Source organism: Marinitoga sp. 1154 (assembly GCF_013363285.1).
GTDB lineage: Bacteria > Thermotogota > Thermotogae > Petrotogales > Petrotogaceae > Marinitoga.
The window spans coordinates 1-13,064 of the sequence record NZ_LBFB01000035.1; the positions used below are offsets into that span (position 1 = coordinate 1).

Consider the following 13,064-nt stretch of genomic DNA (forward strand, 5'->3'; position numbering starts at 1 on the left):
GTAAAGGTGATTCATATCGACTAAAAGAAAAAATGGATTTTTTTGCTAATTCTGTTTCTAATTCTTAATCCCTTTTTTGTACATTTTTATTTTCCCTTTTTTTAACATTCTTGTAGTTGTTTTTACATTTTTGAAAGAATTTTAATATTGAAAATGGATTATATACGTAATGTTCTCCATCATTTGTAATTCTGTATTACTATTGGTAATTTTTTCATCTAATCGCCTCCAAACATAAAAAAATAATTTTTTCTTTATCATTATTTATATAAATTTTATGTTCTAAAAACAGCCGTAATTAACAGTTATTTTATATGCCATCTTATAATTCTTTAATTTATTCTTCATCTCTTAATTTTAAAATATAAAAACTACCTTTGGTCTTTCCTATTTTTTCCAAAACACCTTTTTTAGTTAAATTTTTAAGAATTTCTCTTGCTCTTGCTGATTTTACATTTAATATATTTTCTACAATTTTCAAGTTAATTTTCTTATTTTTAATCACAAAATTATAAACTATTTCTTCCTGGTTTGTTAAATCTATTTTTTCGCTGGTTTTTCGCTGGTTTTTCGCTGGTTTTTCGCTGGTTTTTCGCTGGTTTTTCGCTGGTTTTTCGCTACTACTTAATGTTTTTTTGCTTCTTTTAATTTTCGGTCTATAAAAAATAACACTTACAAAATTGCCACTCTCTTTTATTTCAAATTTAATATTCTTTTCTCTACATAACTTTTTAATTTTCTCAATACCACTACCCCATGTTTCTACATACTTTAATTCTCTAAAGAGATTTGCCAAAATTTTATTTCTTATTTCACTTCTACCATTCATAACTTCTTCTATTGTTAATCCATTTGGAAACCCACCAGGTGAAACAATTTCAACAATATCATCATAAACCGCAATTTTAATATCACTATTTCTTAAATAATTTCTATGAATTACTGCATTTATTAAAACCTCTCTAAGAGCTAAAATTGGAATTTCAAAATCTTCTTTTAATTGCAAGCCCTTAACTTCTGCATTTAAATTAAGATGATTCTGTAAAAATTTAATTGAATTTTCTAGATTATAAAATAAACTTTTATCAAACTCTTTTTTATCTATAAAAATTTCTTTTGTAACGCCTTTAAATCTTGCACATTTTATCATTGTATTATCAAATTTACCAAGTGCAATTAAAAGGGCATTTGTTGGTAAATCCTTACCATTTACTTTTTTTATAAGTTTTAAATTTCTTAATTTATCGTAATCACATTTTTTACCTATCTTTTTAAATTCATCATAAATTATATTTAAATCAATATCTTTAATATCAATTTCAAAATTTATTTCTTCATCAAAACTTTTATTAAATCTCTGTCTTTGAAGTTCGACTATCATTTCTTCATCTGCAACCCTATTTGTTGAACCTATTCTTACATAGGTTCCTTTTAATTTCCCTTTACTCTTAAGATAATAAGGAAGTAATGAACCACGAAAAATTTCTATAACCAAAACAACTTTTCCTTCAATATTTTGAGCATAAATTTCTGGTAAAATTGTCGGATAACATAAATCATTTATAATTGAAGAAATTTTTTCTTCATATTCAAATATTTTATCTTCTTCAATTCCAATTATTTCTTTATTATCCTTAACTCCAATTATTAATTTACCCCCACTCGTATTACTAAAAGCTACAACTGTTTTAGCAATAGCTTCATTTGATGGAATTTTTTCTTTTAATTCAAGTTTTTTGTTTTCGCCTTTTCTTATTTCATATAAAATCATTTTTTCACATCCCTTTATCTTATGACAACAAATATGAACAATTCAAAATCTTTTAATTTATTTATATTAGTTTTTTAAATGTTCGCCCATATATCCAACTTTAGTTTCAACAACACCATTTAATTTTTTTAATAAATGTTCAATTCCCAAAAATACCCTGCAGCAAAATATATTTTTTCATTATTTCCCATTTTATCAACTCCTCATTTTACAAATTTATTTGTCAATTTATAATAAATATTTTTACCTGAACTATTTAATCACTTCAAATTTTAATTTATATTTTCTATATTTATTATAACATATATTTATATACGGTTTTTATTTCAATATAATCACAAAAAATAATTCCACCTTCAATTTAAATATGTTATAATCAAAATGTGGAGGTGAGAATATGAAGAAATGTGGAAGAGATGTTTTAAAGTCAAATTGGAAAGATTTAGAGGTTGAGATTCCTGATAGAAAAAAAGGGATTTCTATTCCGCCGTATATTAAACCTTTTGACGAAAATGGAGAATTTATTGATTTAACCCCTATTGAAAAAATTAATTTAGGTAATGTTGATTTAAAAGAAGTTCTTAATAATAGGATGAGTAGAAGAAATTTTTCTGATATACCATTGTCTTTAGAAGAATTATCATACTTATTATATTATACCCAAGGGATACGAAATATAGTAAAAAATAAGGTTACTTTCAGAACAGTTCCATCTGCTGGTGCTACTCATCCTTTGGAAACATATTTGTTGATTTTTAATGTTGAAGGTATTGAAAAAGGATTATATAGATATATACCAACTGTCGATAAATTACAATTATTAAAAAAAAGAGATTTTTCAAAAGAAGTTATTGAAGCAACATTAGGACAAATATTTGTTGGAAATAGTGCTGTAGTTTTTATCTGGAGTGCCATTCCTTATAGAACTGAATGGAAATACTCATTTGAAGCTCATAAGACTATTGCTATTGATGCTGGGCATGTTTGTCAAAACCTTTATTTAACGGCAGAATCCATAAATTGTGGGACTTGTGCAGTTGCAGCTTATGATCAGGAAAAGATGGATAATTTAATTGGTGTTGATGGTGAAGAAGAATTTGTAGTTTATTTAGCACCAATTGGAAAAGTAAAATAATTTTACTTAAAAAGCTCCAGTAAAACTGGAGCTTTATCTTTTTAAATTAATTCTACTATTTTGTTTATTCTTTCAATGAAAAAATCTCTATCTGGCGGAGTGAATATTTCCTGAGGATATAAATATATGTATGCAAATATTTTATCTATTGGGTCAATAACTAGTTTTATATTTGTTCCGTTTATGTAATCCACAATTTCTTTTAATAATTTAATTGATGTTTTATTATCGGTATTTATCTTAAATTTCCATGTTTCTATTTTTTCGCCTTTTATTTCAAGTGTTTCCATTTCAAATTTTTCCACAAAATCACTCCTTTAATATTTTATATACAGAGTCTATATTATTTTTAAATGTTGCTATTATTTCTCCTTTTGAAAGGTCAAAATCTTTTTGGGATATTCCATATATCTCTAATCCAGCTTCTTCTGCAATTAATACGCCTGCTGCTAAATCCCATGGTCCTAATCCATATTCCCAGTAACCGTCTATTTTTCCTTCAGCTAATAAACATAATTCTCCAGCTGCACTTCCTAAAATTCTTACTTCGTGAATATATTTATGAACTTTTTCTATAGCCTCATATGCATTTTTGAATAACTCAGGTTCATATGGCCATCCAGTAACAAAAATTGATTCTGATAAATCTTTTTCTTCATTTCTATATAACTTCAAACCATTTAGATAAGCCCCTTTTCTTGTTTCAGCATAATATAATTTATCATTTTCAGGCAAATACACTACCCCATAATTTATTTTTCCTTCATCTATCATAGCGATTGATATTGAATAAAAATCCATTCCATGAACATAATTTAATGTTCCATCTAAAGGGTCTATTACAAATACTTTTTTTCCATGTTTAAGTATTCTTTTATCGCCATTCCAATTTTCTTCTGCAAGTATTATGGCTTCTGGTATTTCATTCATTATTGTATCTATTATAAGTTTTTGAGATTCTAAATCAGCTTCGCTTACTAAGTCAGATGATGATTTTTTTGTTCGAATATTTTTTAAATTCTTTTTTTTCATTAATAATATATCCCCAGCATTTTTTGCAGCTTTTATCATTACCTGCAAAATGTCCATTTTTATCACCCCGATATGAATATTTTAGTTTTTATTTTTTGTGAATATATATGAGCTAATCTTGTTGGTTCTGGTATTTTGTATTTTGTTGTATATTGTAAAGTTATATTTTTAGTTTCTTCCAGTGTTATATAATTACCTGGAGAAACAAAAACAGGTTTTACATTATCTCTTGTTCGCAGTACAATTCCTATTTTGCTTTTTTCTCTGTCAAATAAATATGATGAACATCCTTTTTCAAAACATGGTTCAATATAACTTCCAAATAATCTTGATTTTGCTACTCCTATTGTTGGAATATTTATGAAAAACGATGCATGTGTTGCTATTCCCATTTTTCTTGGATGAGCTATTCCCTGACCGTCAAAAAATACTAAATCAGGTTTTGTTTTTAATTTTTTCCATGCTTCTATAAAAATTGGCAATTCTCTAAAAGCTAATAAACCTGGAATATAAGGAAATTCAACTTTCTGATAATGATAAACCATTTCTATTTCTTTAAAATCTCTATTTATCACTATTATTATAGCTATTCCATAATCTTTAAAAAAAGACAGATCTACTCCTGCTACAATTTCTGGAGTTTTAGTCAACTTTTTTAAATTTATTTTTTTTGATAGATTTTTTTGAATTTCAATACATTTTTTTATTTCAATGTTTTTAAATTCATGTATATTATTTATGTTCATTTTTCTATTAATGCAACAGCATATGCCTCAATTCCTTCATTTTTTCCGCCAATTCCCAGACCATTACCGGATTTTCCTTTTATATTAATTTGTGTTTCATCAATATTCATTATTTTTGAAAGTGTTTTCTTTATTATATTTTTATATGGATTTAATTTGATGTATGATGTAACAATTGTGGTATCGATATTTATAATTTTAATCTTATGTAATTTTTTCATAACTTTTTCCAGTAGTATTTTACTATCGATATTTTTATATTCTTCAATTTCAGGAAATAATTCACCTATGTTTTCCATACCACAAGCTCCTAATAAAGCATCGATAATTGCATGGATAAGGACATCTCCATCAGAATGCCCTTTTAATCCTTTTTCTGATGGAAGTTCAATGCCACCTATATATAATTTTTTATTTTCTTCAAACGGGTGTGCATCATATCCAAATCCAATCCTCATTATTTTAACCTCACAGGCATAACAATATACATATATGAATCGTCGCCAACAGGTTTTATCATTGTTTGAGAACTCTCACTTGTTATATTAAATTCAACTTCGGAAGTACCTATATGGTCAATAGCTTCTCTTAAATATTTAGGTGAATATGCAATTAATATATCTTCTCCTTCTTTATCTATTTCAAGTTCTTCTACTGCCAATCCAACTTCAGGAGATTTGGCTGTTAATTCCATTATGTCATCTTTTATTTCCATTTTTACCTGATCATTTTTTGCAGCTATTGAAACTCTTTTCAAAACCTTTAAAAATAAATCAGTTGAAGTTATTACTTTTGTTTTAAATGCCTGAGGAATTATTCTTACATAATCAGGAAATGTTGCATCTACAACATTTAATATGATTTCTATTTTGTCATCATCTAAGAAGAATAATACACGGGCACCGTCAAAAAACAAATCTACATTTTCTGTTTTAGAACCTCTTAAAACGTTTAATAATTCTTCCATACTTTTTAAGGATAATAAAAATGATGGTGGAGTATTAACTATATCCATAGATAATTCTGCTAAAGCCAGTCTATAACCATCTGCTGCAACTAAGGTTAAATAACCGCCTTCTCTGAAATCCCAATATATTCCATTTAAATTTCTCGAAACATTTTCAGAATCTCGTAGAGCACAGAATATTACTTTTTCTATCATCGATAATAATTTTTGCCTTTCAAATGTTATTATCCCTTCTTCTGCTTTATTTGGAACAATTTCTGGAAATTCTTCAGGATCCATTGTTGGTAATAAAAATTCAGATTTACCTGCCATTACTTTTATATTTTTATTTTCGAGATATATATCAACAGTTTCAAAACTTAAATTTTTTATTATATCCATAAAATATGTTGCTTCTACTACAAAATCTGGTTTAATATTATCCTTTGATGAGTCTTCAGATAATTCTGGAAATAATGTTTCTTCATTATTTTCAACGGAATCTTCTGTTTTTTCTTCTTGAATTGTAGTTTCATCATCTATTTCGCTATCAACTTCTTTTTTTTCTGGTTCGAATAAATCATCAGTAATTTTTTCAACCTGTTCAAATATTATATTTTTTATTACGCCATGAAATGCTGTTTGTAAATCAGTAGCATAGAGATGTAAATCATTATTTTTTACTGAAAATTTAAATCCAGAAAGAATAGGATTTGTTGTTTTTTTCGCCACAGCTTTGGATGCCATATCCATTAATGAATTTAATTTGCTTCTTTCTATTTGCAATTTATAAATCATATTAGAACCTCCCTATTTTATATTTTTCTTATTATAATCTATTTTACAACAAAAACGATAGAAAAATCAAGTTTTTAACAAAATTAGAGTATAATATATATGATAAATTATTATCTGGAGTGATTTTATGGATTTTATGAAATTGAGTATTTTATTTTTTATGATGATTGGAACTATATATATTTTTTATTTTAATGATGATATAGATTATAATAAAATTTATAATCAGATAGAGAATTACAAAAAAACACATATAATAAAAAATAACATAAAAAAAGGAGGTATTTTAATGTCTAAAGAACGTCCGGTGATTTTAGGTCATAGGGGATATAGGGCTAAATTCCCTGAAAATACTATATTAGCTTATAAGAAAGCTATAGAGTTTGGTGCTGATGGTGTGGAATTAGATGTACAGCTTTCAAAGGATGGGGCACTAATTATTCATCATGATGATAATTTTAAGAAGATTACCGGTAATACAATGAAAATTAACGATCTAACATCAAAGGAAATAAAAAAAATTAAAATTAATGGAGAAAGTATTCCAACTCTTGAAGAAGTTTTTATAAAACTTCCAGAATACGCGTATATTAATGTTGAAATAAAAGATGTTAAGGCAACTGAAATGGCATATAATACTGTAAAAAGTTTTAATGCTTTAGATAGGGTTTTATTTTCTTCATTTAATATAGAGGCTTTAAGAATTTTAAGAAAATTGGATGAAAATGTTGATTTAGGGCTTTTGATTGAAAAAAAGGAAATGATAGAAAAGATTATACCTTTACATGAAGAATTGAATTTTTATTCTATTAATTTACCAGTAGAAGGTATTGAAATGCTCGGGCTTGAAAAGTATAAAACGCTTATTTCAAAACTCATGGAAATAGGGTTACATATTGTTTTATGGACTTTAAATGATATTGAAACGTTAAAAAAGTTGGAAGGTTATTTTGACGGAATTATTACTGATAATGTTGAAACTATAGTTAATTATTATATAAACAACTGAACCAGAGTTTCATTAAAATGAAACAAATGAGCCAAAGGCTCATTTGTTTATATATGAAAAAGATATTTTTACATTTTTTACCCATAAGTCTGAAGATAATTCTTTTTCGTTAGAGCTACAATAAGTCCAGAAAACAATTCTTAAATATTTAGCTTCTTTATCTTTTATTAAATCATTTATTCTAAATTTTTTTTCAAAAGGCTTGTATATAGATGCATATAGCCTGTTAATCCATTCGTGTTTTTTAAAAGGATATTCATTTGTACCCCAGGCATATGCTATTTTACTTAAATTTTCCTTGTTTTTATCCAGAAATATAAATATTATTCCGGATAATGCGTACTTTTTTTCAGATAATTTTAAGGATTTAGCAGTGAATCCCATAATCTCCGCTGAAAATTCTATATTTGTATTATTGGAATAGGGTAATTCGAAATCCTTATATAAGGTGTTTTCTGTGTATCCATCTTTATGTATTCTCAGCCAATCTTTATTATCAACATTATCGATATATACTAAATTACCATTTTCTCTTCTTCCACCTATTTTCCAATCTGTATAACTTTTTACCATATTATATTCATAATTAAATATTTCTTTAGATATTGATATTTTAACTATATCTTTTTTCGATATTTCTATCGTTTTTTTATCTGTTTGAACTGTAAATATATTATTATTATATTTTATTAGTGTTCCTTTGATTATTTCACCATTTTTTAAATAAAAATCTTCACTGTATAAAAATACTGCTAATAATAGAATAAATATAATATATAATTTTTTCATTTTTCTCCCCCCTTCAATTTAATTATATCATAAATTGAAGAATTCTATATCTTCGTTTAATATATTAACAGCAATTTGTTTATCAATCATTGATAATACACCAATAGGGGCAAAAATATAATTTTTATCATATCCGATTTTTTTGATATTTTTTGGTAATAATTCATTTGGATGTTTTTTATGTTCATTTATTATGGAGCTTAATATTTCCTTGTTGAATTTTGATCTTGTCAATATTCCACCTGTTCCGAATATATATTTTACAGCTGTTAAATCTTTTCCCTGAGCTATGGTTTTGCGTCCAAGTGGTGTGAATATATGTTTTTTCTTTCCGGCATGCCTTCTAATTCCCTCGATAAAACAATATTGTGCCAGTTCAGCCATAAATTTTTCGCTTTCATCATTTTTAGGATAAGGGGATATATTTTTTATTAAATTATCAAAATTTGAAAATTTTTCTTTTAAGAAATTTTCACCAATTAAATCAATTACTGTATGTGCATTTACAAATACTCCCATATCTCCTTCGACAGTTCTTTTGGCAATTGGTTCGGGGCTTATCATAATACTTTGTATTTCAGGATCGCCTTCTGTAACAGAATCAACATCAGTGGTTGCTCCGCCAATATCAACTGTTAATACATGTTCATATATTTCAGATAATAATTGAGTTGTTCTCATTACTGCTGCAGGAGTAGGGATAATTTTTTCATCAACATATTCTTCAATTTTTTCCATTCCCGGAGCATGAATTATATGTTCGGCAAAAACTTCCTGAATTACTTTCCTTGCAGGTTCAACATTTAATTGATCTACTTTTGGATACACATTTTCTGTTATGTAAAGTTTTTTATTTGATAGAATTTCTTTTATTTCATCTACAACAGCTATATTTCCAGCATAAATTATTGGCGCATTAATAGGTAAATCTCTTAATAATTCAGCATTATGTAATACAGTTTCTTCTTCTCCATAATCGACCCCACCAGCTAAAAATATTAAATTGGGATTAATTTCTAAAATTTTTTTTAGATGTGATTTTCTCATTTTTCCTGCAGTAATATATTTTATTACCCCACCGGCTCCAAGTGCAGCTTCTCTTGATGCTTTTACTGTCATATCATATACAAGGCCATGTACAGTCATTTTTAAACCGCCGGCTGCTGATGAGGTTGCTAAAAATTTATTCCATGATACTTTTTCGCCTAATTTTTCCTGAATAATTTTTAAAGCTCTTTCAATTCCTATTGTTATATCTCCTTCATTAATAGTTGTATAATGTTCTCCTTGAGCTAATATAATTGGCTTTTTTGATGTTATTTTATCGAATGCTGTTACTATTGTTGTTGTACTTCCAATTTCTGCTGTTATTAAATCTACTTTCATTATTTCACCTCATCGAGATATTCGAATAATCTGTTTAGCCCCTTTTCTAAAGTCTCTATGGAATTTGCGTATGAAATTCTTATAAAACCCTTCGCTCCAAATCCACTTCCAGGTATTACTGCTAATTTTTTTGTTTTTAATAATTGATTTGAAAAATTTAAATCATTGGTATCGTATTTTGATATATTAATAAATAAATAAAATGCACCATATGGATGTACATATTCTAAATTTGATTCTTTCATTTTTTCCATTACAAAATTTCTTCTTTCATTAAATTTTTTTATATAATAATCTATATCTACATCGAATGCGGCAAGAGCGCCGTATTGTGCAGGTGTATTTATATTTGATGATATATGACTCTGTATTTTCTTGATTTCATCTGAAATCTCTTTTGGAGCAATAGAATATCCTACTCTCCATCCAGTCATAGACCAGGTTTTAGAAAATGCGTTTATTATTATCGTTTTTTCTCTCAATGCTGGAATTTGTGTAGGAGAATAAAATTCACCTTCAAATATTAATTTTTCATATACTTCATCACTTATTAAATATATATTTTTATCTTTTATTAATTCATATATTTCTAAAAATGTTTCTCTTGGATATACTGCGCCAGTTGGATTATTTGGCGAATTTATTATTATAGCTTTAGTTCTTTCACTTAAATAAGGTTCTATATCACATGCTTTTGGAATAAAATTATTTTTGAATTTTAAAGGTACGTGAATCGGAATTCCTCTGGCTAATTTTATTTGAGCTTCATAACTTACCCAAGAAGGATCTAATACTATGACTTCATCACTTGGATTTAAGATTGCTAACAAAGTATTATATAAAGCCTGTTTTCCACCATTTGAAACAACAACATTATCTGGTGTATATTTTGTTTTCCTTGAAGAGTTTATAAAATCTGCTATTTTCTCCCTTAATTCTAATATTCCAGCGGAATTTGTATATTTTGTTTTACCTTCAATCATGGCTTTATAAGCATTTTCTATGATTTCTTTTGGAGTTATAAAATCTGGCTCACCTGCAGTTAACTTTACAACATCATGACCTGCTTTTTCCATTTCTATAGCTTTTGCATTTAATTCTAGAGTAATAGATGGTTGTATGCTTTTTACTATTTTTGATAACAAAATAATCCCTCCATTTTATTTTATTCAACTTTATTTTACTCTGTTATGAAAAAAATTTCAATATCTATTATGGTTTATTTTTGTTAAAATTTAAACAAAATTATAAGAAAGCTCATTTTTGCTTTCTTATAATAAAAAATGAGCAATATATATTGCCCATTTATTCATAATATTCAATTTTCAAACCGACATTTTCAAGTTTTTCGAATAATCTTTCATATCCTCTAAAGATATGATCCACGTTGTTTATTATAGTTTCGCCATCTGCAATTAAAGCTGCTATTAAAAGTGCAGCAGAAGCTCTTAAATCTGTTGCTTCTAATGGTGCCCCTGATAATTTGGTAACTCCTGTTATTATTGCTGTATTGCTTTCAACGAAAATTTTTGCACCCATTCTATTTAATTCATCAACATGATTAAATCTAGTTTTAAAGACGTTTTCTGTAACAGATGATCTTCCTGGAATTAAACTCAGTAAAACCATTAACTGAGGTTGCAAATCTGTTGGAAAACCAGGGAAAGTTGCAGTTTCGACATCCACAGGAGATAATTCCAATTTTGAAATCCCTTTTATTGTCAGAATATTTTTTTTCATTTTGTAATTTATTCCAATTTTTTCAAAAATATCTAGTAATGAAAACAGATGATCTTCTATTACATTTTTTAATGTTATTTCTTTACCAAGAACAGCACCCAGTATTGCGTAAGTACCTGCTTCTATTCTATCTGGGATAATAGTGTATTCAGTTCCATATAATTGTTTAACACCATGTATTTTTATATTTGAAGTTCCGTGACCTTCAATTTTCGCACCCATGGATATCAAAAAATTACATAAATCTACTATTTCTGGCTCTTGAGCACAATTTGTTAATATTGTTTCTGTATTTTCGAGTAAAACAGCAGTTGTTATTAAGTGTTCTGTAGCACCAACACTTGGGAAAGGTAAGGATATATGTATTTTATCTGATGCTCCAATATATTTAGAATGCGTAAAACCATGTTCTATTTGTGATTCAATCCCTAATTTTTTTAAACCTTCAAGATGAAAATTAACAGGTCTTACTCCTATTGAGCAACCTCCTGGAAGTGCAACTTTAGCATATTTATTTCTTATGGTTAATGGTCCTAAAACATTAAAAGATGCTCGCATTCTCCTTACAGGTCCATATGGCAATATAGAATTTATATCTGAAACAGTATCTATTATCAATGTGGAATCCTGCCATGTTACCTTTTTTCCAGCGTTTTCTAATATTTCAATCATTGTATTTACATCTGCTAAATTAGGTATATTGTTTAATATTATTCTTTCATCAGTTAATAGAGTAGCGGCGAGTATTGGTAAAGCAGAATTTTTTGAACCTGAAATTGTTATTTCACCATTAGCCTCTTGAGGTCCAATTACTTTTATTTTACCCATAGTCTCTATCTCCAATCGGTGTTCCATTTTTTATCCTCCAATCTAATTCTAATCAAAATATTTCAAAATATCCTCTGTTGATGTCAAATCTTTAGGTAAATAAAATGAATAGAATTCTAAAGTTTCTGGCTTTTTTACAAAATTACTTAACTGATATTTTATTCTATCCACAACCTTAAATAATACCTCTTCTTCTATATCAGGGATTATCAAAGAGAATACACTTTTAGAGTATCTCATAACGAGATCAAGTGGCAATCGAACATTACTTCTTAAGATTCTTCCGATTTCCATTTCTGGCCCCTTATAGTATTCCCCTTTATATTCTAATGTTTCTAATTCTGGAATTTTTATTATTATAAGACCATAGTTGTTGCCTTTTTCAAATGCTTTTTCCAGTATTAAAAAGAATACTTTATCAAAAAATGCCCTTGAATATACCCTTGTTGAAGGATCTATGAATTTTCTTTCGACAAAACCTTCTACAAAATCGCTATACGCATTTATTTCTTCTTTGGTAAATTCATTATATTCTTCCAATAATCTGTTTGTATTGTTTAACATTTCTTTAACATCTTTTATTTCTACTTCGAGATTTTTTATACTTTCCTTCAATTTATTATTCTCTTTTTCTAAAGCTTTTACCTTATTTTCATAATCCATACTCATGAAAATTCCCCCCTTTTTAATTACCAATCCCAATTGTGTAAATTCAATTTACAGAATATTGATTATAAGCTATTTCGAAAAAGGGCACCACCCCCACACTTGGTGTTGATTTACTTTTGTAGTATTATTATATTGTACCCAAAACTTATTGGAGGTGATACCATGTTCAGAAGTTCTAGAAATGTTTTTGTTTTGGACAATTTAAATGACAAACT

The 13,064-nt window shown here is 27.2% G+C and carries 14 protein-coding genes; 2 read left to right on the forward strand and 12 right to left on the reverse strand.

The window, feature by feature from the left end; all coding sequences use genetic code 11:
* Positions 1–337: 337 nt before the first annotated feature.
* Together XO12_RS10495 and XO12_RS11670 are read right to left on the reverse strand one after the other, a co-directional pair.
* Positions 338–1,771 (reverse strand): RNA-binding domain-containing protein, encoded by a 1,434-nt coding sequence (locus tag XO12_RS10495; RefSeq protein WP_175420282.1) that lies wholly within the window; start codon positions 1,769–1,771, stop codon positions 338–340.
* Positions 1,772–1,837: 66 nt separating this feature from the next.
* The gene (locus tag XO12_RS11670; RefSeq protein ID WP_175420286.1) at positions 1,838–1,942 is read right to left on the reverse strand and encodes a peptide-methionine (S)-S-oxide reductase; all 105 of its coding nucleotides are present in this window, start codon (positions 1,940–1,942) and stop codon (positions 1,838–1,840) included.
* Positions 1,943–2,168: 226 nt separating this feature from the next.
* On the opposite strand from XO12_RS11670, the gene XO12_RS10505 reads away from it, so the two are divergent.
* The gene (locus XO12_RS10505) at positions 2,169–2,906 is read left to right on the forward strand and encodes a SagB/ThcOx family dehydrogenase (RefSeq protein WP_175420283.1); all 738 of its coding nucleotides are present in this window, start codon (positions 2,169–2,171) and stop codon (positions 2,904–2,906) included.
* A gap of 41 nt (positions 2,907–2,947) precedes the next feature.
* Here XO12_RS10505 and XO12_RS10510 read toward each other — a convergent pair whose 3' ends face one another.
* From XO12_RS10510 to dnaN, 5 genes are read right to left on the reverse strand one after another with little or no spacing between them, the layout of a single operon-like run.
* Complete coding sequence (locus XO12_RS10510) at positions 2,948–3,211, reverse strand: hypothetical protein (protein WP_047264764.1); 264 nt, start codon at positions 3,209–3,211, stop codon at positions 2,948–2,950.
* 4 nt (positions 3,212–3,215) lie between these two features.
* Entirely contained in the window at positions 3,216–3,995 is a 780-nt protein-coding gene (locus XO12_RS10515; RefSeq protein ID WP_052913088.1) for an inositol monophosphatase family protein, read from the reverse strand.
* Between the two features lie 5 nt (positions 3,996–4,000).
* A complete protein-coding gene (gene nfi, locus XO12_RS10520) occupies positions 4,001–4,684 on the reverse strand; it encodes an endonuclease V (protein ID WP_175420284.1) in 684 nt (227 codons plus the stop codon).
* Complete coding sequence (gene ispF, locus XO12_RS10525) at positions 4,681–5,145, reverse strand: 2-C-methyl-D-erythritol 2,4-cyclodiphosphate synthase (RefSeq protein ID WP_175420287.1); 465 nt, start codon at positions 5,143–5,145, stop codon at positions 4,681–4,683. Before ispF ends, nfi begins: the two co-directional genes overlap by 4 nt.
* Entirely contained in the window at positions 5,142–6,428 is a 1,287-nt protein-coding gene (gene dnaN, locus XO12_RS10530) for a DNA polymerase III subunit beta (protein ID WP_052913089.1), read from the reverse strand. The genes ispF and dnaN overlap by 4 nt, the downstream gene beginning before the upstream one ends.
* A 127-nt stretch (positions 6,429–6,555) precedes the next feature.
* On the opposite strand from dnaN, the gene XO12_RS10535 reads away from it, so the two are divergent.
* Positions 6,556–7,437 (forward strand): glycerophosphodiester phosphodiesterase family protein, encoded by an 882-nt coding sequence (locus XO12_RS10535; protein WP_217683689.1) that lies wholly within the window; start codon positions 6,556–6,558, stop codon positions 7,435–7,437.
* Positions 7,438–7,476: 39 nt separating this feature from the next.
* On the opposite strand, the gene XO12_RS10540 is transcribed toward XO12_RS10535, so the two are convergent.
* The 5 genes from XO12_RS10540 to XO12_RS10560 form a co-directional block, all read right to left on the reverse strand.
* Positions 7,477–8,226 carry a hypothetical protein gene (locus tag XO12_RS10540; protein WP_047264767.1) on the reverse strand — a complete coding sequence of 250 codons (750 nt, stop codon included), beginning with the start codon at positions 8,224–8,226 and terminating at the stop codon, positions 7,477–7,479.
* A 27-nt stretch (positions 8,227–8,253) separates the two neighbouring features.
* Positions 8,254–9,612: a GlmL-related ornithine degradation protein gene (locus XO12_RS10545; protein ID WP_047267092.1), complete on the reverse strand. Its 1,359-nt coding sequence runs from the start codon at positions 9,610–9,612 to the stop codon at positions 8,254–8,256.
* Entirely contained in the window at positions 9,612–10,757 is a 1,146-nt protein-coding gene (gene aspC / locus XO12_RS10550; RefSeq protein ID WP_175420285.1) for an aspartate aminotransferase, read from the reverse strand. The genes XO12_RS10545 and aspC overlap by 1 nt, the downstream gene beginning before the upstream one ends.
* A 160-nt stretch (positions 10,758–10,917) precedes the next feature.
* The gene (murA, locus tag XO12_RS10555; RefSeq protein WP_047264770.1) at positions 10,918–12,180 is read right to left on the reverse strand and encodes a UDP-N-acetylglucosamine 1-carboxyvinyltransferase; all 1,263 of its coding nucleotides are present in this window, start codon (positions 12,178–12,180) and stop codon (positions 10,918–10,920) included.
* Positions 12,181–12,228: 48 nt separating this feature from the next.
* On the reverse strand, positions 12,229–12,849 hold the full coding sequence (locus XO12_RS10560; RefSeq protein ID WP_047264771.1) for a diguanylate cyclase: 621 nt from the start codon (positions 12,847–12,849) through the stop codon (positions 12,229–12,231).
* Between the last annotated feature and the right edge of the window lie 215 nt (positions 12,850–13,064).